The sequence below is a fragment of the Mesoterricola sp. MK458 genome, from assembly GCF_055384935.1.
In genome coordinates this window covers 3,478,157-3,499,694 of record NZ_AP045075.1, presented here as the reverse complement: position 1 = coordinate 3,499,694, position 21,538 = coordinate 3,478,157, and the positions used below count along the sequence as shown (strand labels likewise).

19 protein-coding genes are annotated in these 21,538 nt (G+C 69.8%); 11 read left to right on the top strand and 8 right to left on the bottom strand.

Going from position 1 to position 21,538, the window contains the following annotated elements; translation table 11 throughout:
• Positions 1-6: 6 nt before the first annotated feature.
• The 10 genes from ACZ5LB_RS15280 (at position 7) to ACZ5LB_RS15235 (ending at position 13,966) form a co-directional block, all read left to right on the top strand.
• The gene (locus tag ACZ5LB_RS15280; protein WP_464603068.1) at positions 7-315 is read left to right on the top strand and encodes an FtsB family cell division protein; all 309 of its coding nucleotides are present in this window, start codon (positions 7-9) and stop codon (positions 313-315) included.
• Complete coding sequence (locus ACZ5LB_RS15275; protein ID WP_464603067.1) at positions 315-1,082, top strand: diaminopimelate epimerase; 768 nt, start codon at positions 315-317, stop codon at positions 1,080-1,082. Before ACZ5LB_RS15280 ends, ACZ5LB_RS15275 begins: the two co-directional genes overlap by 1 nt.
• 16 nt (positions 1,083-1,098) lie before the next feature.
• Complete coding sequence (locus ACZ5LB_RS15270; RefSeq protein WP_464603066.1) at positions 1,099-2,544, top strand: tetratricopeptide repeat protein; 1,446 nt, start codon at positions 1,099-1,101, stop codon at positions 2,542-2,544.
• Positions 2,534-3,952, top strand: coding sequence for a glycosyltransferase family 9 protein (locus ACZ5LB_RS15265; RefSeq protein ID WP_464603065.1), 1,419 nt, complete (start codon positions 2,534-2,536; stop codon positions 3,950-3,952). Before ACZ5LB_RS15270 ends, ACZ5LB_RS15265 begins: the two co-directional genes overlap by 11 nt.
• 71 nt (positions 3,953-4,023) lie before the next feature.
• A complete protein-coding gene (locus ACZ5LB_RS15260; RefSeq protein ID WP_464603064.1) occupies positions 4,024-4,809 on the top strand; it encodes a ParA family protein in 786 nt (261 codons plus the stop codon).
• On the top strand, positions 4,806-5,672 hold the full coding sequence (locus tag ACZ5LB_RS15255) for a ParB/RepB/Spo0J family partition protein (protein WP_464603063.1): 867 nt from the start codon (positions 4,806-4,808) through the stop codon (positions 5,670-5,672). The genes ACZ5LB_RS15260 and ACZ5LB_RS15255 overlap by 4 nt, the downstream gene beginning before the upstream one ends.
• A 20-nt stretch (positions 5,673-5,692) precedes the next feature.
• Complete coding sequence (gene accD, locus ACZ5LB_RS15250) at positions 5,693-6,544, top strand: acetyl-CoA carboxylase, carboxyltransferase subunit beta (RefSeq protein ID WP_464603062.1); 852 nt, start codon at positions 5,693-5,695, stop codon at positions 6,542-6,544.
• Positions 6,537-7,754 carry a bifunctional folylpolyglutamate synthase/dihydrofolate synthase gene (locus ACZ5LB_RS15245; protein WP_464603061.1) on the top strand — a complete coding sequence of 406 codons (1,218 nt, stop codon included), beginning with the start codon at positions 6,537-6,539 and terminating at the stop codon, positions 7,752-7,754. Before accD ends, ACZ5LB_RS15245 begins: the two co-directional genes overlap by 8 nt.
• 10 nt (positions 7,755-7,764) lie before the next feature.
• On the top strand, positions 7,765-10,320 hold the full coding sequence (locus ACZ5LB_RS15240) for a protein kinase domain-containing protein (protein ID WP_464603060.1): 2,556 nt from the start codon (positions 7,765-7,767) through the stop codon (positions 10,318-10,320).
• A 499-nt stretch (positions 10,321-10,819) separates the two neighbouring features.
• Positions 10,820-13,966 carry a TonB-dependent receptor gene (locus tag ACZ5LB_RS15235; protein WP_464603059.1) on the top strand — a complete coding sequence of 1,049 codons (3,147 nt, stop codon included), beginning with the start codon at positions 10,820-10,822 and terminating at the stop codon, positions 13,964-13,966.
• Here the strand turns inward: ACZ5LB_RS15235 and ACZ5LB_RS15230 are convergent, their stop codons facing one another.
• Positions 13,967-15,103: a Rossmann-fold NAD(P)-binding domain-containing protein gene (locus tag ACZ5LB_RS15230; protein WP_464603058.1), complete on the bottom strand. Its 1,137-nt coding sequence runs from the start codon at positions 15,101-15,103 to the stop codon at positions 13,967-13,969.
• 82 nt (positions 15,104-15,185) lie between these two features.
• Here ACZ5LB_RS15230 and ACZ5LB_RS15225 point away from each other — a divergent pair, with 82 nt between their 5' ends.
• Positions 15,186-16,460, top strand: coding sequence for an NTP/NDP exchange transporter (locus ACZ5LB_RS15225; RefSeq protein ID WP_464603057.1), 1,275 nt, complete (start codon positions 15,186-15,188; stop codon positions 16,458-16,460).
• On the opposite strand, the gene ACZ5LB_RS15220 is transcribed toward ACZ5LB_RS15225, so the two are convergent.
• From ACZ5LB_RS15220 to ACZ5LB_RS15190, 7 genes are all read right to left on the bottom strand, one after another.
• Entirely contained in the window at positions 16,444-17,091 is a 648-nt protein-coding gene (locus ACZ5LB_RS15220) for a glycerophosphodiester phosphodiesterase (protein WP_464603056.1), read from the bottom strand. The genes ACZ5LB_RS15225 and ACZ5LB_RS15220 overlap by 17 nt on opposite strands.
• Entirely contained in the window at positions 17,088-18,431 is a 1,344-nt protein-coding gene (locus ACZ5LB_RS15215) for an FAD-binding oxidoreductase (RefSeq protein ID WP_464603055.1), read from the bottom strand. Before ACZ5LB_RS15215 ends, ACZ5LB_RS15220 begins: the two co-directional genes overlap by 4 nt.
• A 2-nt stretch (positions 18,432-18,433) precedes the next feature.
• Entirely contained in the window at positions 18,434-19,138 is a 705-nt protein-coding gene (gene pyrH, locus ACZ5LB_RS15210; protein WP_464603054.1) for a UMP kinase, read from the bottom strand.
• Positions 19,139-19,232: 94 nt separating this feature from the next.
• A complete protein-coding gene (plsX, locus tag ACZ5LB_RS15205; protein ID WP_464603053.1) occupies positions 19,233-20,285 on the bottom strand; it encodes a phosphate acyltransferase PlsX in 1,053 nt (350 codons plus the stop codon).
• Between the two features lie 7 nt (positions 20,286-20,292).
• Positions 20,293-20,478: a 50S ribosomal protein L32 gene (gene rpmF, locus ACZ5LB_RS15200; protein ID WP_464603052.1), complete on the bottom strand. Its 186-nt coding sequence runs from the start codon at positions 20,476-20,478 to the stop codon at positions 20,293-20,295.
• 48 nt (positions 20,479-20,526) lie between these two features.
• Entirely contained in the window at positions 20,527-21,051 is a 525-nt protein-coding gene (locus ACZ5LB_RS15195; RefSeq protein WP_464603051.1) for a YceD family protein, read from the bottom strand.
• On the bottom strand, positions 21,048-21,503 hold the full coding sequence (locus ACZ5LB_RS15190) for a type II secretion system protein (RefSeq protein WP_464603050.1): 456 nt from the start codon (positions 21,501-21,503) through the stop codon (positions 21,048-21,050). Before ACZ5LB_RS15190 ends, ACZ5LB_RS15195 begins: the two co-directional genes overlap by 4 nt.
• Positions 21,504-21,538 lie beyond the last annotated feature (35 nt).

Genomic DNA, 21,538 nt, shown 5'->3' with positions numbered 1-21,538 from the left:
CCCGCCATGAACACGTCGTTCCTCCTGAAGTCCAGCACGCTCTGGGGCGTCCTGGCCTTCTCGGGGGTGGCGTCCACGGCCATCCTGCTGTTCTCCCCCGGCGGCCTCGGGAGCCTCCACAAGCGCCAGGCCGAGCTCCTCGACCAGCAGCGCCAGCTCCTGAAGATGCGCAGGGCCAACCTGGAGCTGAGCGAAGAGGTCAAGCGGCTCGCCGCCCGCGACCCCGAGCTCTACGAGGCCCTGGCCCGCCAGCAGGGCCTGGCCCGCCCCGGCGAGACCATCTACACCTTCCGCGAGCGGGGCGCCCGGCGCTGATGTTCACCGTCGCCTCCGCTTCGGGCAACAGCTTCGCCTATGCCTGGGACGCCCTCCCGCCGGGGGGCGACGGGCCCGGATGGGCCCGCACCCTCTGCCCCGGGCACGGGCTGGACGGACTCTTCCTCCTGGAAAGGCCCCTGGCGGGCCAGCCCTGGAGAATGCGGCACTGGGACGCCGACGGGGCGCTGACCTTCTGCTCCAACGGCACCCGGGCGGCCCTGGCCCTCCCCGGCGCCCCCGCGGGGACCGAGGTGGCCGTGGAATCCAGCGGCGAGCAGGTCCTCCTGCGCAGGGAGGGCGACGGGGTGGCGATCCTCATGCCGTCGGGCCCCGGCACCGGATTCCGCCCCTTCCCGGGGTCCCTGGAAGGTCCCCACGCCTTCGGCTGGATCGGCAACCCGCAGCTCGTGCTGGAGCTCCCGGGGGTGGCCGGACTGGACCTGGGCCTCCTGGCGCCGCCCCTGCGCCACCACCCCGCCCTCCCCGGCGGCACCAACGTCAACGTCCTCGAAGTGCTCGCCCCCGGCACCGCCCGCATCCGCAGCTGGGAGCGGGGCGTTGAGGGCGAGACCCCCTGCTGCGGCACCGGCTGCGCCGTGGCCGGTGCCTGGCTCGCGCGGCGCACCGGGATCCCGACGTGGCGCCTCCTGCCCCCCGGCGGAGGCGTGAGCGTCACCGCGCATCTGGAGGGCGAAGGCTGGCGGGAGCTGTGGCTCTCAGGCCCCGTCTCCGTGCATGGCGCCCTCCCCCCGTTGCTATCCTGAAGCCCGGAGGCGCCCCATGGAGGAACCCAGGCCGGAAATCATCTCCTGGCTCCAGGAGGCCCTGGCCAAACAGAACTCAGGCAACCTGGGCGGGGCCCTGCTGACCTACCGCCGCGTCCTCAGCCGCGACCCGGGCGTGGCGGACGCCTGGTGCAACATGGGGTCCGTCCTGCACGCCCTGGGCCGCGACGAAGAGGCCCTGGAGGCCTTCCGCAGGTCCCTGGAGCTGCACCCCGCCAACCCCGCGGCCCACACCGGCCTGGGCAGCGTCCTGGATGCCATGGGGGATGCGGAGGGCGCGCTCGCGCACATCCGGGAAGCGCTCGCCCTGGACCCCGGCAACCTCGTGGCCACCTCCAACCTGGCCGGGGCCCTGGCCCGCCAGGGCCGCCTCGACGAGGCCCTGGAGGCCGATCGCGCCGCCCTGGCCATGCGCCCGGAAAGCCCCGAACTGAACCTCAACCTGGGTTTCACCCTCATGCGCATGGGCCGCATGGGGGAGGCCGAGGCCCTGTACCTCGAGGCGCTCCGGCTGTGCCCGGGCCTCGCCAAGGCCCGCTGGAACCTCGCCTACCTCCGCCTTCTCCAGGGCCGCTACCAGGAGGCCTGGCCCGACTTCCCGGCGCGCCTGGACGTGCCGCAAGGCATGGACAACCTCCGCGGCTTCGCGGAACCCGCCTGGGACGGGCGGCCCTTTCCCGGCAGGACGCTCCTGGTGTGGGTGGAGCAGGGCCTGGGCGACACCCTCCAGTTCGCGCGCTACCTGCCCATGGCCCGGGCCCGCGGGGGCCGCGTGATCCTCCAGACCTACGCCTGCATCCGGGATCTCCTGGCCGCCGTCCCCCTCGCGGACCAGGTGCTCTCCGAGCACGACGAACTGCCCCCCTTCGACCTGCAGGCGCCCCTGCTGGACCTGCCGGCCCTCTTCGGCAGCACCCCCGTGGACCTGCCGCCCCCGGTGCCCCTGGTTCCGCCCGCCGGCCACGAGCCTCCCGAGGCCCTGCGCCAGAAGCTCGCGGGCGGGGGCCGCAAGGCCGGCCTCGTGTGGGCCGGGAGCCCCGCCCACCAGGACGACGCCCGGCGCAGCCTGGATCCCGCGCTCCTGGCGCCCCTGGCCACGGTCCCCGGCCTTCGCTGGCACAGCCTCCAGGTGGCACCCCGCGGGGTGCCCCCCCTGTCCCTGGTGGACCTGGCCCCCCACTTCCGGGACTTCTCGGACACCGCCTGGGCCGTGGCCCGTCTCGACCTGGTGGTCACCGTGGACACCGCCGTGGCGCACCTGGCGGGCTCCATGGGCGTCACGACCCACCTCCTCCTGCCCTTCTTCCCCGACTGGCGCTGGCTCATGGAGGGCACGTCGTGCCCCTGGTACCCCTCGGTGCGCATCCACCGGCAACCCGCACCGGGCGCATGGGCACCGGTCATCGAAGGCCTCGTAGGCGACCTCGGCCATGGATCCTGAACAAGCCCTCCTCGAGGCGCGCCGGCTGGACCGGGAAGGCCAGCCCGGCCGGGCCGCCCTGGCCTACAAGCTCGCCATCCGCGCCGGGAGCGAGGCCGCCAAGGTCGACCTCTCCGCCCTGCTGGTACGCATGGGCCGCCATGGGGAGGCCGCAGCCCTGTGCGAAGAGCTCCTGGAGGCCCATCCCGGCCACCCCGCGGCCCTCCAGAACCTGACCGGAGCCTGCCTGGGCCTGGGACGCCTGGCCGAGGCGCGGGACCACGCCCGGGCCCTCCTGGACGCCGACCCCCTCAACGCCCAGGGCCACCTGGCCCTGGCCCTGGCCGGGGGCGGGGACGAGCACCTGCGCCGGGCCCGGGAACTGGATCCGCACGATCCGGGAATCCGCCGGACCCTCATCCACAGCCTCCTGCCCCGCCGGGCCTGGGAGGAGCTCTACCCCCTGTGGAAGGAGGCCATCGAGGACGAGATGGAAGGCCCCAAGGCCCGCTTCGAGACCGCCCTGCTGCACCTCACCTACGGCCACTACGCCGAGGGCTGGGAGGCCTACGAGAGCCGCCTGCTGCCCCCCAACGAGGCCTTCCCGCGCATGGACTCCCCCCAGCCCGTGTGGGACGGCGCCCCCTTCCCGGGGCGGACCCTGCTCCTGCACTACGAGCAGGGCTTCGGCGACACCCTGATGTTCATCCGGTTCGCGGCCCAAGCCCGGGCGCGCGGCGGACGCGTGCTGGCCCTGGTGCAGCCCGAGGTCCTGCCCGTGGCGCGCACCGCGCCCGGCGTGGATGCCCTGTTCACCCTGGACGACCCGGTGCCCCCCTTCGACCTGCGGCTGCCGCTGCTCTCCCTGCCCAGGGTGCTCGGCACGCGCCTGGACGCCGTCCCGGCGGAGATCCCCTATCTTCAGGCGCCGCCCGGGCCCTGCCCGGCCTCCGAGGCCGTCCGGGACACCCCCCGCCTCAAGGTGGGCCTGGTGTGGGCGGGAAGCGCGGAGCACGCCCAGGACGCCCTGCGCACCCTGTCCCCCAAGGACCTGGCGCGCTTCGCGTCCCTGCCCGGCGTGGACTGGTACAGCCTCCAGGTGGGCATGGACGAGGGGCTCCCCTTCGCCACGGACCTGGGCGGCCTGCTGCGGGACTTCGGCGACACCGCGCGCGTCCTGGCCAGGCTCGATCTCCTGGTCACCGTGGACACCGCCACCGCCCACCTGGCCGGCGCCATGGGACGGCCCGTGTGGCTCCTGCTGCCTCTGGTCCCCGACTGGCGCTGGCTCCTGGACGGGCCGGATTCCCCCTGGTATCCCACCTTCCGCCTCTTCCGCCAGCTGGACGGCCACGGCTGGGAGGGGCCCCTGGCCCGGGTGGAGGAATCCCTTAAGGACCTAATGAACCACCGCCGTGGAACCTGCTAGACTTTCCGTTGTTCCACGCCCGAGGTTTCCCAGGTGCCCCCACTCCCCAACCCCGCCACCGAGGTCCTGCCATGACCGCCAGGATCATTGCGTTGGCCAACCAGAAGGGCGGCGTCGGCAAGACGACGTCCGCCATCAACCTGGCCGCCTCGCTGGCCATGATGGAAAAGCTCGTGCTCCTGGTGGATTTCGACCCCCAGGGCCACAGCACCACCGGCCTGGGCTTCCCCAAGCCCGACCACCGCGCGGGCTCGTACGCCCTGATGAAGGGCGCTCCCGTGGAGGCCCTGGTGCTCACCACCGAGGTGCCCATGCTCCAGGTGGTGCCGGCGGGCAAGGACCTGGCCCAGCTGGAATTCGAGCTCTTCGAGCTGCCCGAGCTGCAGGTGCTGCGCCGCGCCCTGACGCCCGTCCTGGACACCTACGACTACATCCTCATCGACCCCCCGCCCAGCCTGGGCATGATCACCCTGAACGCGCTCACCGCGGCCGACGAGGTGATCATCCCCATGCCCTGCGAGTTCCTGGCCATGGACGGGCTGGCCGAGCTGGTGGAGACGATCCGCCGCATCCAGGCGGGACCCAACGCCGCGCTCAAGCTGGGCGGCATCCTCCTGACCATGGCCGAGGAACGCACCAACCTGGGCTCGGCGGTCGCCTCCGAAGTGCGGGCGGCCTTCCCCGGCAAGGTCTTCCAGACCCAGATCCCCCGCAACATCCGCCTGGCCGAGGCCCCCAGCCACGGCAAGCCCGTGGCCTTCTACGACCTCCGCTCCAAGGGAGCCCAGGCCTACCTGAATCTGGCCAAGGAGTGGCTGGGGATCGAAGAGCCCCTCATCCCGCGAGGACCCGCATGACCACCCCCAAACGACCCGCCCTGGGCCGGGGCCTCACGTCCCTCATGAGCCAGCTGGCTCCCGAGGACACCAGCAACCGCGAGGTGCCCGTGGGCGCCCTGGTGGCCAACCGCCACCAGCCGCGCCTGCACTTCGACGAGGCGCTGCTGGACGATCTGGCCGCCAGCCTCAAGACCCATGGAATGGTGCAGCCCATCGTCGCCCGCAAGGTGGGTGACCGCTACGAGATCATCGCCGGCGAACGCCGGTGGCGCGCAGCCAAGCGAGCGGGCCTGGCCACCGTCCCGGTGGTCATCAAGGACGTTCCCGACGACCGCCTCCTGGAGTTCGCCCTGGTGGAGAACATCCAGCGCCAGGAACTCAACCCCATCGAGGAGGCCAAGGCCTACTTCCAGCTGGGCGAACACCTGCGCCTCACCCAGGAGCAGGTGGCCGACCGGGTGGGGAAATCCCGCCCCCAGGTGGCCAACACCCTGCGCCTCCTTCGCCTGCCCACCCGTGTCCAGGAGCTGGTGTCCTTCGCCAAGCTCACCACCGGTCACGCCAAGGTGCTGCTGGGCGTTGACGACGCCCGGGTCCTGGACCAGCTGGCCGACGAGGTGGTCGACAAGCAGCTCAGCGTGCGCGCCCTCGAGGCCCGGGTGCACAAGCTCGCCCGCACGGTGAAGGGCAAGGCCCGCCGCCACGTCCATCCCCATGCCGTGTTCATCAAGGCCGCGGCCGAGGAGCTCACCCAGGCCTGGCGCACGCGCGTGGAGATCAAGCCCCGGGGCAAGGGCGGGTCGCTGCAGATCCACTACGGCAGCGAAGCCGAGCTGGACCGGATCTTCGAAGGCTTGAAAAAGGGGCCGGGAAGCCGTTAAGGTTCTCGTCCGGGGGTGCGATGTCCTGGTTCATCAAGAAGCGTCAGCAGAAGACTCCGGTGGAGGAACGCACCGTCCGGGTTCCCGAAGGGCTGTGGATCAAGTGCGACGCCTGCCGCGAGCTGATCTACCGCGCCGAGCTCGCCAACACCCGCAACGTCTGCCCCAAGTGCGGCTACCACTTCCGCATCGGCGTCTCCGAGCGCCTGGAGTCCATGATGGACCCCGGCTACGAGCCGAGCTTCGGGGAGCTCCAGAGCGGCGACCCCCTGACCTTCTCCGCCGCCAAGCCTTACGCCGAGCAGCTCCGGAAGCTCCAGGGCCTGGGCCACGACCACGACGCGGTGCTCGTGGTGGAAGGGACCCTCAAGGACCATCCCGTGGTCATGGCCGTCATGGACTGGGACTTCCTCGCCGCCAGCATGGGCAGCGTGGTGGGGGAGAAGCTCCGCCTGGGCGCGGAGCTCGCGCTGGAAAAGCGCTGCGCCTTCATCATCGTCAGCTGCTCGGGCGGGGCCCGCATGCAGGAGGGCGCCCTTTCCCTCATGCAGATGGCCAAGGTGAGCGCGGCCCTGGCGAGGCTGGACGACGCGGGCCTTCCCTACCTGTCCATCCTCACCGATCCCACCACCGGCGGCGTGAGCGCCAGCTACGCCATGCTGGGCGACCTGAACATCGCCGAGCCCAAGGCCCTCATCGGGTTCGCGGGCCCGCGGGTCATCGAACAGACCATCAAGCAGACGCTCCCCGAAGGCTTCCAGCGGTCCGAGTTCCTCCAGGCCCACGGCATGGTCGACAAGGTGGTGCCCCGGGACCGCCTGCGGGACTTCGTGGCCACGGCCCTGGATTGGATGACCCACCCCCATGCGTGATCTGGCCCGCCTGGGGATGCTCGAGGCCCGCGGCCACTGGGGCATCAAGTGCGGGCTGGAGAATCCCAAGGGCCTGCTGGCCCGCCTAGGACACCCCGAGCGCTGCTGCCCGGTGATCCTGGTGGCGGGCACCAACGGCAAAGGCTCCACCGGCGCCTTCCTGGTCAACGCCCTGCGCGCCTGCGGGCTGCGGGCCGGGTGGACCACCTCCCCCCACCTGGTATCCCCGGGCGAGCGCATCTGGATCGACGGCGCCACCCTCCGCCCCGACCACCTGGACGCCCTCCTGGGCGACGCCTTCCAGGCCGAGGCGGCCCTGGGAATCCAGGCCACCTATTTCGAGCTCATGATCGCATCCGCCTTCCTGGCCTTCCGGGAGGCCGCCGTGGACATCGCGGTGGTGGAGGTCGGCATGGGCGGACGCTGGGACGCCACCAACGCCTCCGACCCCGCGGTCACCGTGCTCACCAACGTGGAGTTGGACCACATGCAGTACCTGGGCCCCACCCGGGAGGCCATCGCCCGGGAAAAGCTGTGCGCCGCCCGCCACGGCCGCCCCCTGGTCCTCGGCCCCCGGCTGGACCCCGCCTGGGTGTGGCCGCTCCTGGAATGCCGCCCGGTCCTGTTCCCCGCCCCGGCCCTGGCCGTCCAGACCCTGGCCTGGGACCACAGCGTCGTGGAGGGCCACCGCATCCCCCTGGCCGGCGCCCACCAGGTGGAGAACCTGGCCACCGCCTGGGAGGTGGTGCGGCGCCTGGGCCTGCCCGAAGCGCGCGCCTGGGACGGCATCGGCCGCACCGCCTGGCCCGGACGGCTCTGGTCCGTGCCCGGCCTGTCGGGGGTCACCATGGACGGCGCCCACAACCTGGACGGCGCCCGGCGCCTGGCCGACCACGCCGTGGCCACCGGGGTCCACCCCCACCTCTACTTCAGCGCCATGGGCGACAAGGACCTGACGGGCATGCGGGACCAGCTGTCGCGCATGGGCCCCGTCCGGGTGACCCTGGTCCACGGCGAGAACCCCCGCTACGCCACCCCAGGGGCCCTAAGGGCCGTGTGGGGCGAGGGCTGCGAGGTGCTGGACATCGCCCAGGCCGCAGCCCGCCTGAAGGCTCCCGACGCCTCCCCGCGCCTGGTTTCGGGCTCCCTGTACTTCATCGGCGACCTCCTGCGGTCCCTGGGGATTGAACCGGGATTGCTGGTAGATTGAAGCTCATCCCATGAGCCTCCCACCCGGAACCCACCTCGGTCCCTACGAGCTGCTCGCCCCCATCGGCGCCGGGGGGATGGGCGAGGTGTACCGGGCCCGCGACCCCCGCCTGGAACGGGACGTGGCCATCAAGGTCCTGCATCCGGCCTTCGCCGCCGACCCGGACCAGCTACGGCGCTTCGAGCAGGAGGCCCGTTCCGTGGCCCTGCTCAACCATCCCAACATCCTCCAGGTGTACGACACCGGCGTGGTGGAAGGCGCCCCCTACATCGTCATGGAACTGGTTGCCGGGCAGAACCTGCGCGCCCTCCTGGACGGCCCGCCCCTGGGTGCGCGCCGGGCGCTGGCCATCGCCGTCGAGGTGGTGCGGGGCCTCGCCGTGGCCCACGAGAAGAAGATCATCCACCGGGACCTGAAGCCCGAGAACATCTTCGTGGATCCGGAAGGGCACGTGAAGATCCTCGACTTCGGCCTGGCCAAGCTCCTGTCCCCCCCCTCCGGGGATCCCGACGACACCCATGAATGGCGCAGCTCCCAGGCCCTCACCCAGGCCGGCACCCTCCTGGGCACGGCGGGGTACATGTCCCCGGAACAGGTGAACGGGTGGTCCGTCGACCACCGCTCCGACCTCTTCTCCTTCGGCACCATCCTCTTCGAACTGCTCACCGGCGTGGCCCCCTTCCGCCGGCGCTCCATGGTGGAGACCCTGCACGCCATCCTCAAGGAGGATCCGCCCGCCCTGGGTTCCGGGGTGCCTCCCTCCCTGGAGCGCACCGTCCTGCGCTGCCTCGAGAAGGATCCGCGGCGGCGCTTCCAGTCCGCGACCGACCTGGTCTTCGCCCTGGAAGGCGCCTCCCTGCCCCACTCGACCATCGTCCTCCGCCCGCGGTTCCGTCCCCTGCCCCCCTGGGCCCTCCGCACGGCCCTGGCCTCGGGCGTCCTGGCCCTGGCGGCCCTGGCGTTCGCCTTCGGCCGGCGCGACGCCCGGGCGGAACCCGTGGTCTACCACCGCCTCACCTACCGCCGGGGCGTCATGGAGGGGGCACGGTTCTCCCCCGATGGCCAGACCTTCGTGTTCGGCCTGGCCACGGACGGCCACCCCGCCCAGCTCATGGTCGGCCGCACCGACGGCGTGGGGGCGCGTCCCCTCGGTCTGCCTCCGGGCACCCGCATCCTTTCCATCTCCAGGGCCGGCGAAATGGCCCTGCTCTTCCGCAAGCCCGGCGCGGCCGAAGGGACCCTGGCCCTGGCGCCGCTCTCCGGAGGCGCCCCCCGGGAGGTGCTGGAGAACGTCTTTGCGGCGGACTGGGGCCCCGATGGCCAGGCCATGGCCGTTGTGCGGGCTGGCGAACGTGGCCAGTTCGTCCTGGAATACCCCATCGGCCACCGGCTCTACGACGGCCCCCCGGTCACCCCTTCCATCCTCGATTTCCCCCGGGTCAGCCCAAGAGGGGACAAGGTCGCCTTCCTGGAACACCTGGGAATCGGCCGGGAGTCCCTGTCGGTGGTGGACCTCAAGGGCCGGCGCACGGTCCTGGTGGAGGGCGGCTGCGATTCGCTCCAGTGGTCGCCGGACGGCCGGAGCCTCTATTTCACCTACCGCCACCCGGACGATCGCCGCGACCTTCGCTCCGTGACCCTGGGGGGCCGGCAGCGCATCCTGGACACGGTGCTGGGCCGCATGAACGTCCAGGACATCTCCCGAACCGGCCGCCTCCTGGTGGACCAGTCCGTGGACAAGACCAGCCTCCTGTTCCGGGGACCCGGCGACCGGGTGGACCGCGACCTGTCCTGGCTGCAGACTTCCATCCTGGCGGACCTCGCCCCGGACGGCAGCCGCCTGCTCATCGGGGAGACCCTGGAAGGCTCCGGCCCCGGCGGGGCCTACCTTCGTCGCACCGATGGCTCCGATGCCATCCGCCTGGGCGACGGCGACCCGTTGAGCCTGTCCCGGGACGGTCGCTGGGCCACGGTCCTGTCCAACGACGCCCGCAAGACCCTCGCCCTCTTCCCCGCGGGTCCGGGCGCCCCCCGGCCCCTCGCCCCGGGCATCCGGGCCGACTGGGCCGTGTTCGTGGACGGGGACCGGCAGGTGCTCATGGGCGGCACGGGGCCCGACGGCGCCTTCCGGGGTTACATCCAGGACGTGGCCGGCGGTCCGGCCCGGCCCTGGCCCGGCACCCTGGCCCCGGAGGCCTTCTGTGCGGTGGCCCCCGACGGCGCCCGGGTGGCCCTGGGACCCATGAAAGGCCACCTGGTCATCTGGTCCCTGGACGGCCGCCGCCTCCAGGACCTGGGCGGCCTGGGCGGAACCGACGTGCCCATCCAATGGCACGCCTCGGGCACGTCCATCTTCCTGGCGGATCTCTCCACCGTGCCCGCGCGCATCACCCGCCTGGACCTGGACACCGGGCGGCGGACCCCCTGGGCGGAGGCCGGCCCCTCGGACCGCACCGGCGTGGGGCAATTGAAAGGCGTGGCCATCACCCCCGACGGCCGCTCCCTGGCCTACTCCTTCATCCGGGTGCTCACCTCGGACCTCTACGTCACCGACCCCGTGAATTGAGCAAAGGAAAGGCCCCTGGTTGCGCAGGGGCCTTTTTCGGGTTGCTGGGCAGGGGGTCCATTCCATCCAAGGCTGGGAGCCAGTCAGTCGCTTCAGGGTGGAACCCGTGTCAAAAGAATAGGTGCCCGGGATTCGGGGAAGGTTCCCCGGGCTGCCGGATGAATTTCCCTGCCGGTTTATTCCTTACCCAGAGGTCGATTGGTCCTGATTCATAACCCTTGATTGAAATATTTATTAAAGAAACACTCCGTGCGCGATGAAATATAAAGGTTCCCGATTTTTTTGATTTTTTTTGAACCGTCCCCTTGCCAATCAGCGCGGTTGAAGTCATTTTATCCTCGTTTTTTACCTCCCAGCTTGATGCACTGAGACTTCACACATGGTCCAGCCCGCACCGGCGCATTCGCCTCGGCCGAGGCCTGGGTCTTCCCATGTCGCGGAAATGGTGTCTAGACACGTTTTCCCCGACGGCACTCCCGCCACCCTGGAGACCATCGTCATGAGTGCACTCCCCCGCTTCATACGCTTCGCCGCGTTGGCCCTCGTCGCCGGCGCGCCCCTCCTCGCCCAGCAAGCGACCGGCGCCCTCAAGGGCCGGGTCGCCGACGCCAAGGGCAACCCGAAGGCGGGCGTGATCGTGACCATCACCAATCCCCGCACGGCCTTCGTGCGTTCCGGGGCCACCGACGCCAGCGGCCTCTTCGCGTTCGTCGCCCTGCCCCTGGGCGAATACCAGATCACCTACGCGCAGGGCGGGCAGACCTTCCGGAGCCGCGCAACGGTCGTCCTGGGCCAGGACACCTTCGCCAACTTCCTCAAGTGGCCCGCGGCCCAGGCTGGGGCCACGGTGGAGATCCTCGCCACGTCCGCCCAGGCCGAAGCCATCGACACGTCCTCCGCCCAGATGGGCACGACGGTGGGCCAGGACGTCATCACCTCCCTGCCCATCGTGAGCCGCGACATCAACCAGGCGGCCCTGCTGGCCCCGGGGGTCCAGATCGTCTCCGGCTCCCAGGTGGATCCCACCAAGAAGGCCTTCTCCTACATCACCACCGGCGACGGCATGGGCCGCGGCACCAGCTTCGCGGTGGACGGCGCCGACAACAATTCCACCGACGTGGGCGGCTACGTCCTGTCGGTGCCCATCGACGCCATCGCCGAGTTCCAGGTGGTGACCAACCAGTACAAGGCCGAGTTCGGCCGGTCCACCGCGGGCTTCTTCAACGTCGTGACCAAGTCCGGCAGCAACGAGTTCACGGGCCTGCTCTCCGCCCAGTACACCAACCAGTCCATGCGGGCCCGGGTCACTGACGAGGGCACCAAGAACGACAACACCAAGGGCAGCTATGCCTTCACGGTCACCGGCCCCATCCTCAAGGACAAGCTGTTCTACATGGTCTCGGCCGAGCGCCAGCAGTCCACGGACGCGTCCTTCCCCTTCCAGCCCTACGCCCTCAGCCTCTATCCCGAACTGGCCGGCACCCGCCAGGAGGGCCTGAAGCGCACCGTCTACGCCAAGGTGGACTGGAACATCTCCCAGGAGTCCAACCTCAGCCTCAACTACGGCACCAGCCAGAACCGCATCGCCCACCAGGGCTTCCCGCGCACCACGTCCTTCGCCGGCAACATCCCCCCCAGCGCCCTGGGCACGGACCGGGACCTCACCTGGGCCGCCGGCGCGCGGTGGACCTGGAACATCAGCTCCAACCTGGTGCTTGAGAGCCACTACAGCTACTTCAGCTACGCCAACTCCATCGCGCCCGACTCCCAGGGCCCTCCCGGAAACGGTTCGCCCGCGGCCGTGATGGACTACGTGAACAGCGGCAGCTACAGCGCCGTCATCCCAGCCCCCTTCCCCGGGCACCGCACCGATTCCGAGAACTGGGGCTGGGGCGGCATCGACCCCAATGCGCTTCAGAACACCGGCATCAAGCGCGGCCAGTGGAAGAACGAGCTCACCTGGATCACGGGCTCCCACACCATCAAGGGGGGCCTGGACTACCAGCGCACCTCGTACGCCGACCAGCAGCTCTTCTTCGGGGAGACGGGCATCTACCGCATGGTGGTGGAGGGCGTGGACCCGGTCACGGGCCAGGTCATCAACTACAAGACCGGCTGGAACAGCACCGTCTCGGCCAACCAGAACGTGGTGGCGGTGGCCTTCGTGGCCAACGGCCTCCAGAAGGGCATCGACTACAAACAGTACGGGGTCTACCTCCAGGACGACTGGACCATCAGCCCCAAGTGGAGCGTCTACTTCGGCGCCCGCCTGGACTGGGACACCCAGCTGGATTACCTGAAGGACCGCTATTCCGACATCTACAGCTACATCCACCAGTACAACCCGATCCTCTCGGGCATGGACGGCAACGCCCCCACGGGCAAGAAGTACTTCGAGCCTCGCGTGCAGGCCCTCTACCGGCCCTACGGCGATGACAAGCTGGTCTTCAAGTTCGGCGCCGGGCGCTTCGTCGCCCAGGTGATCGACAACGTCACCGGCTTCAGCCGGGGCCTGTCCAACCTGGCCAACGGCCTTCCCATCCGGGCCCGCAACTCGGCGGCCTTCGCCTACAACCACATCACTCCCTACAGTTCGGGCAACGTGACGAACTTCAGCGCCGGCAGCACCATCGGCCAGGTCAACGGGCACGCCATCGTCCTGCCCGCGGACCTAACGCCTTACAACTACGCCAACAACGTGGGCGGCCTGCGCGACTACTTCCGTAACACCGTCGACGGGTGGCTCTCCACCGCGACGCCTGAGACGGGCGGCAAGAGCCTTCTTTCCAGCGATTTCCAATACCCCACCACCGACGCCTTCAACGTCGGGTTCGCCTACCGGTTCAACGAACGCAGCGGCGTGGACGTCACCCTCGTGTATTCCAAGAGCCGCCACCTCACCACGCAGCTGGCCGGCCCCGACGGGAGCTCGCCCAACCTCGTGGAAGTGGATGCCGACGGCAACGACATGGGCGACACCATCTTCTTCTCCAACCAGACCGCCAGCATGAAGCAGCTGCAGGCGAAGTATTCCTATGCCGACAGCAACAACAGCTTCATCTTCTCCATCACCTTCAAGGAGGCCAAGGCCTCGGAGGGCGGCGCCGGGGGCGCGTTCGACGCCTCGGGGAGCACCGGCGGCCTCTACGGCGAGGGCGCCCAGTACAACTGGAAGACCAGCTCCGAACGGATCAGCGCCGGCACCGACCGCCTCGAGGGCTCCTTCAGCTACTCGCACCGGTTCGATTTCGGCACCATGATCTCGTTCCTGGGTTCCTGGCACAGCGGAAAGGCTTACGACGTCACCCAGCAGTACAACAACGAGCTGGGCGTCGACGGCGGCTCCGACCAGTCCCATCCCATCGAGTACCTGGGCACCGAGTACGGCCGCTGGAACCTGGACATCAGCGCCAAGGTGTCCCACAGGTTCAAGCTCACCAAGGCCCTGACCATCGAGCCCTACCTGGCGATCCAGAACCTGCTCAACAACTACGACTACGGGTCCAACTACGACGGCATCAAGATCAACAGCGACGGTTCTCCCAACACCAGCACGTCGCTCTTCTCGGGTTTCGGCAAACGCGGCCAGGCCTTCCAGGCCAACCAGCCCCGGAACTACGCCATCGGCGCCCGGGTCACCTTCTGATCATTTCCTGGCCGCCTTCCAGGCGGCCAGGAGCTTCGCCTCCGCTTCAGGGCTGGGCCCGGCCAGACGGGTCCGGCCCTTTTCCACCTTCAGCTGCGTCTTGTACCAGGCCAGGGTGTCCTTGGCCGTCTCTTCCACGGTCCGGAAGCGCAGGCCCGCGGCCACGGCGCGGGCGTTGCTCCAGGTGTGGAATCCCTTGGTGTCGCCCGTGTAGGGAGCCCAGATGGGGAACTCGATGCCCTCCTGCTTGGCCAGGAAGTCGGTGGGGATCCAGGTGAGGGTGGACGTGGCGGGGGTGGCCTTGACGCAGGCGGCCACCAGGCGGCCCCAGGGCAGCTTCCGCTCGGGCCCGCAGGCATTGAAGGCGCCCGTCGCGCCGTCCTCGGCCAGGCGCACCAGCCAGGCGCCCAGGTCCCGCACGTCGATGATCTGGACCGGGTCCTCCGGCGATCCGGGCACGGCGATCTCCCCGCCCCGGTCCATGCGCACCGGCCAGTAGGCGAACCGGCCCGAAGCGTCGTCGGGCCCCACGATGTAGCCCGGGCGCACCACGGCCACCCGGCCGGGCATGGCCTTCTCCGCGGCCTGCTCGCAAAGGGCCTTCAGGCCGCCGTAGTTCTGGAATTCCTTGCCCATCTCCTCCACGGCGGGATCGGCCAGGACGGCCAGGGGCGCGGTCTCGGTGCCGTTCTCGGGGTTGGGCTCCTTGTAGGCGGAGATGCTGGAGATGATGATGTAGGTCTTGCACCGCTTGGCCAGCAGCGAGGCGGAGGCGGTCACGAGGCGGGGGTAGTAGGCCGAGTTGTCGATGACCACGTCCCACTCCCCAGTCTCCAGGGATTTGAGACCCTCACCCTTCTTGGGGTCGCGGTCCCCCTGCAGGCGCCCGACGGTGGGAAAGAGGTCCGGCCGGGTCTTGCCGCGGTTGAACATCGTGACCTGGTGCCCCCGGCCCAGGGCCGCCTCGATGGTGGCGGGGCCCAGGAAGCCCGTGCCGCCCAGGATGAGGATCTTCAGGGGCTTGGGCTGCTTCTTCGCCACCTTGGCGGGGGCCGGGGCGGCGAGGGCTTCGCTGCCCAGGGCGGTGGCGGCCGCGGCGGCGGTGGTCTGGAGGAAGGTACGGCGGGTCAGGGTCATGGCGGCTCCTGGTTTGAGTAATAAACGTCCAAGACTATACCTCGTTTAGCTATATAGTATCCAAACTTCCTTCCGAGGCCCCATGACCCCCTCCCTTCCCCAGCGCACCCTGGCCCGCCTCGTCCTGGTGCGCCCCGGCGAGGGCGCGGTCCTCTTCTTCTCCACCGCGTATTTCTTCCTGCTCCTCTTCGGCTACTACCTCCTGCGCCCCATGCGGGAGGCCTTCGGCATCGCCCGGGGCGCCGACAAGCTCCCCTGGCTCATGACCGGGACCATGGCGGTGATGTTCCTGGCCAACCCGGCCTTTTCGGCCCTGGTGTCCCGGTTCCCCCGGCGCCGGTCCATCCCCATGGCCTACCGGTTCTGCGGCGCCACCCTGGGCGTCTTCTACCTGCTCTTCCGGTTCCTGCCCGGCCACGGCGGCGCGGGCCTGGGCTACGCCTTCTACGTCTGGCTCAGCGTCTTCAACCTCTTCGCCGTGTCCGTGTTCTGGGCCTTCATGGCCGACGGCCTGGACCAGGACCAGGGCAAGCGCCTCTTCGGCTTCATCGCCATGGGCGGGACCCTGGGCGCCATCGCGGGGGCTTCGGCCACCGCGGCCCTCACGGCCCGGCACGTGGATGCGGGCACCCTGCTGCTGGTCACCATCCTCTGCCTCGAACTGGCCATCCTCTGCGTGCGCACCCTGGCCACCCGTTTCGGCATGGGCGCCGAGTCGGGCGCCTCCAGGGAACCGGGCCCGGGCCTCTTCCAGGGCCTCCGGCTCCTGGCCGGATCCCCCTACCTCGCCCTCATCGGCCTCTACATCCTCCTCTACACCATCACGTCGACGTTCCTCTACATGCAGCAGGGGCAGATCGTGGCCCGGACCTTCACCGGCGCCGCCGCCCGCACCGCGGCCTTCGCCCGGTTGGATGTTTGGGTGAACGTCCTTACCCTCTTCACCCAGGTGTTCCTGTCCAGCCGCCTCATCAAGGCCGCGGGCATGCGGGTGGTGCTCTGCATCATGCCCGTTCTGTCCCTCGCGGGCTTCGGCGCCCTGTGGGCCCTGCCCACCTTTGGCACCCTGGCCCTCTTCCAGGTGCTGCGCCGGGGCCTCCACTACGCCGTGGACCGGCCCGCCCGGGAGATCCTCTACATCCCCCTGGGTCCCGGGGAGAAGTACAAGGCCAAGCCTTTCATCGACACCTTCATCTACCGGGCCGGGGATCTCCTGGGCACCTGGACTCCGGCCCTGATGGCCGCCGCCTCCCTGCCCCTGGGAGGCGCCGCCCTGGCCGTCTCGGGAGCCTGGCTCTGGGGTGGCGTGGCCCTGGGCGGGCTTGGGCGCCGGATCGGCTTCAGAGACCGTCCGTGATCAGGATGGCCGGCTCGAAACCCAGGCCGGTGGCCTCGGCGGGGGTCTTCAGGCCCCACAGGGCCAGGCGCCCGGCATAGGGCTTCCAGAACGCGGGGCGCCGGGTCACCGCCACCAGCGGCACGTGAAGGGTGAGCTTTTCCGGCAGGCCCTCCAGGGACTCGGCGTCCAGGTCGTCGGCCTCGGAGGCCTCCCACAGGAACCCACACCGGGCCTCCATGCAGGAGGCCCACAGTTCCAGCACCTCGCTGTGCTCGAAGCTGCTGAAGAGCACCCGGTCCAGGGCATCGGCGGCTTCCACCGCCGCCAGGGCCTGCTTCCACCCGGGCTCGCCCTTGAGCTCCACGTTCACGAGCCGGGCGCCCAGTTCCAGCACATCCAGGAGCCGGGGCACCGGATCGCCGTTGCGCAGCGGGGGCAGTTCCGAGGCGCGCATCCTGCGGAGCACGCCTCCGGCCTTGGCGGTGCGGCCCAGGTCGTCGTCGTGCAGGACGCAGCACACGCCGTCGGCGGTGGGCTGGACATCCAGTTCGAACCCGTCCATGCCGGCCTGCAGCGCGGCCCGGAACGCCGTCATGGAGTTCTCGAGGTGGGTGGAGGAGAGGCCGCGGTGGCCGAGGATGAGGGTCATGGGAGGACCACCTTTCCGGGATTGAAGATGCCAGCCGGGTCCAGGGCCCGCTTCATGGAGCGCAGGGCCTCCACCTGGAAGGGATCGGCGAAGCGCTGGAAGGCGTCCCGCTTGGCCAGGCCGATGCCGTGTTCGCCGCTGAGGGTGCCCCCCAGCCGCACGCAAAGGCCGAACAGCTCCATGAGCTGGCGGTCCAGTTCCGCGCGGGGGGTCTCGCCGGCGGCCAGGAGGTTCACGTGCAGGTTGCCGTCGCCCAGGTGGCCGTAGGTGACCGTGGGCAGCCCCAGGGCCTCCAGGGCCTCGAAGAACGCCCGGATGCGGCTGCGGGGCACCACGACGTCCTCGCTCACCTTCCGGGGGAACCGCTCCTTGAGATGGGAGGAGGTGGTGCGCCGCACCTCCCACAGGGCCTCGCGCTGGCGCGCGTCCGTGGCGGACTGGAGGTGTTCGCCCAGGTCCCCCAGGGCTTCCATCAGGCCCTCCAGGAAGGGCTCGGACCCGCAGTCCCGGTCATCGAATTCCAGCAGGGCCAGGGCCTCGCCCGGCATGCGCCGCGCGGCCTCGGGGCCGTGCTGGCGAAGATCCCGCAGCACCGCGGGGTCCCAGAACTCGAAGGCCGAAGGCAGGTAGCCCGCCTCCACCAGGCGTCCCGGCAGGTCCAGCAGTTCGTGCCAGCGCTCCATGGGCAGCAGGAGGGTGAGGCGCTCCCGGGGGGCCGGCACCAGACGCACCGTGGCCCCGGTGATGATCCCGAAGATCCCTTCGCTCCCCACCAGCAGCTGTCCCAGGCTGGGCCCCACGTTGCACTTCACGCTGGGGATCCCGAAGGTGTGCACCTCCCCGTCCGCCATGAGGGCGTCGACGGAAAGCACCCAGTGGCGGGTCATGCCGTACTTGCAGGCGCCCGGTCCCCCCGCGTTGGTGGCGAGGCTGCCCCCGAAGGCGCACTGCTCCCAGGAATTGGGATCCGGGGGATAGAACAGGCCCTCCGCCAGGGCCGCCGCCTTCACGTCCCGTAGCGGCGCGCTCACGGGCGCCCACAGGGCCAGGTCCGGCTTCGACACCTTGAGGGTGCCGGGGTAGGCCCCCATGTCCACCACCACCGCGCGCCCAACGGGGACGCATCCCCCCGCCTTGCCGGTGCCCGCGCCCCGGGGAACCAACGCGAACCCTTCGGTCCCGGCCAGCCGCACCAGCTCGCGCAGGGCGGCGGCGCTCCGGGGCCTGACCACCGCCAGGGGCGGGTCCCCCACCACGTGGGATTCGTCGCGCCGGTAGCCCTCGGTGAGGTCGGCGCCGGTGACGACGGAGGTGTCGGGAAGGCCGGCGAAGAGGTCCATTTCTACCCCACGAGGGTGCCCACCACGTCCCCGTTCACCGCGGCCAGCAGGTTCCCCGGCACGTTCATGTTGAACACGAGGATGGGCAGGTGGTTGTCCCGGCACAGCGAGATGGCCGCGGCGTCCATGACCTTGAGGTTCTTCTCCAGGACCTCCTGGAAGGAGATGTGCTCGTACTTGGTGGCCGAGGCGTCCTTCTTGGGGTCGGCGGTGTAGATCCCGTCCACGTTGGTGGCCTTCATCACCACCTCGGCGTCGATCTCGTTGGCGCGCAGCGCGGCGGCGGTGTCGGTGGAGAAGTAGGGGTTGCCGGTGCCGGCCCCGAAGATCACGACCCGGCCCTTTTCCATGTGGCGCATGGCCCGGCGGCGGATGTAGCTCTCGGCCACCTTGGGCACGTCGATCCCCGACATCACCCGGGTCTCCACCCCGTGCTGCTCCAGGGCGTCCTGGAGGGCCAGGGCGTTGATCATGGTGGCGAGCATGCCCATGTGGTCGGCGGTGACCCGGTCCATGCCCTTGGTGGCCCCGGCCACCCCCCTGAAGATGTTGCCGCCGCCGATGACCAGGCCCACCTCGACGCCCAGGCCCTGGATGGTCTTGACCTGGTCGGCGATCATGGCGACCACGTCCGGGTCGATGCCGTGTCCCTGTTCGCCCATGAGGGCCTCGCCGGAGAGCTTCAGGAGAATGCGCTTGTATTTCATGGGTGGCTCCACCTTTGCGGACGTGCGGAAAATGCGCTCCCGAATGCGGGCGACATCCGGGAGCGCGGTCGGTTTCGGGGGGGCGAACCCCGCCTCAGGATGTCTCTTGGGTGCCAGCCTGGGACATGAGCCGCCCCAGGGTCTCCTGGATGTGGTCGTTCACGCCGTGCTCGCAGGCCATGAGCGCGGCGCGGATGGCGCTGTGGACGGCCTTGGCGTTGGAGCGGCCGTGGCCGATGATGGAAATCCCCTTCACGCCCAGCAGCGGGGCGCCGCCGTATTCGGCGTAGTCCAGCCTGGCCGCGAACCGCTTCAGGCCGTTCATGGTCAGCAGGGCGCCCAGCTTGGTGAGAAGGTTTTCCCGGAAGACCCCCTTCATGCCCTGGATGAGCCCTTCGGCCAGGGCCTCGGCGGACTTCAGCAGGGCGTTGCCCACGAAGCCGTCGCAGGCGATGACGTCGAACTTGCCGTTCCAGATGTCGCGCCCCTCGGCGTTGCCGGTGAAGTTGAGGTCCATGTCCTTGAGGGCCTGGGCCGCTTCCCGCGTGGTGGTGGAGCCTTTGCCCTCCTCCTCGCCCACGCTCAGGACGCCCACGCGGGGCCGGGTGATGCCCAGCACCTCCTCGGCGTAGACGGAACCCATGACCGCGAACTGGGCGATCTGCTCGGGCCGGCAGTCGATGTTCGCCCCGACGTCCAGGAGGACCGTGGGTCGCCCCTGCATGTTGGGGAGGATGGTCGCCAGGCAGGGCCGGTCCACCCCCGGAAGGGTGCCCAGGACCATCTTGGACGCGACCATGGCGGCGCCGGTGTGTCCCATGGACACGACGCCGTCCGCCTTTCCCTCCCGCACGAGCTGGGCCGCGACGCGGATGCTCGAGTCCTTCTTCTCCTTCAGGATGGACGTCGCCTTGTCGTCCATGTCCACGACGCTGGCGGCGTGGACGATGGCGAACCGGGACGTGAGCTCCCCCTTGAGGCCGAAGTGGCCCAGCATGGGGCGCAACCGGTCCTCGTCCCCCACCAGGTGGAGGAAGAGCTCGGGATGCGCATCCAGGGCCGCCCGGGCCCCTTCGAGAAGGGCTGCGGGGGCGTTGTCCCCGCCCATCACGTCAAGGGCGATCCGGTAGATGGTGGGAGCGTCCACCCTGGCCTCAAACGGTCTGGTCAGGGCGCACGGTCAATTTGCCGCGGTAGAAGCCGCAGGAGGGGCAGACACGGTGGGGCATCTTGGGCACGCCGCAGTTGGGGCAGGTGCTCGAGCTCATGGTGTCGAGGGAATCGTGGGTGCGGCGACGGTCGCGGCGGGCGCGGGAGTGGCGGCGCTTGGGATTCGGCATGGTTGACTCCTCGGAGAGTGGTCGGTTGAGGGAAAAGGAGAAGCCGGGTCAGGCGTCTTCCAGGTTGAGCTTCAGACCCGAGAGGGCCTTGGCCAGGGCACCCGGTTCCTTCACCCGCTCAGGATGGCAGGAGCAGGGACCCTTGTTCCAGTTCTTGCCGCACTGGGGGCACAGGCCCTTGCAGTCCTCCCGGCACAGCGGGTGCATGGGGGCGTGGAGCAGGAAATGTTCGCGGGCGAGGGCTTCCTCGTCCAGGACCGGCTCGGGCAGGAAGACCACGTCCAGGTCCTGGCTGCCCAGGGCGTGGGACCCGCCCATGGCGAGCTCCTTGTCGCGGCTGCCCAGGAACTGGCTCTCCACGGCGATGCCCAGGTCCAGGGGCTCCAGGCAGCGGGAGCAGCTCCCTTCCCAGGTGGCGGTGCCCTTGATCTCCAGGAAGAAATCCGCGTCCGAAGGCACCACCCGCACCTGCCAGGCGGCTTCGCGCAGGCCCGTGCCGTCCCCCAGGTCCAGGGTGGCGGTCACGCCTTCCGCACGCGCGCCCTCGGAGGGCAACTGGGTAAGATCAATCATTTCGCGGGTTCCTTTTCAGGACCTGCGGGTGCCCCGCCGGAGGGCCCGGCGTTCTTGCCCGGTTCGGCCGTGAAGGGAGGCCGGTCGGCGGAGCCGCCGGGGTCCCCCGCGCACTTCAGCACGTAGCCGCCCTTGTCAGATTTTCCCTCGAAGGGGTTTCCCCAGGGGTCGGTGGGCGACACGTTCACGGGAATGTTGTTCTCCTTCACCAGCAGGGAGTTGGGGTCGACCATCGCCTCGAAGCTGGTGAAATCAGGGTACTTTCCATGCTTGAGATAGTAGAAGTCCAACCCTTCGGACACGGTCTTCACCGTGTCGTGGGCCTTGATGTACCGCGCGTTGGCGGAGAACTCCTGGTACTTCCGGATCCCGATGGTGGCGAGGACGGCCATGATCATCATGGCCACCAGCAGTTCCATCAGGGAGAAGCCAGCTTGTCGGTTGTTGTTCATGTCTCTTTCCGGGGAAGGGGGTCCTGGGTAGAGAG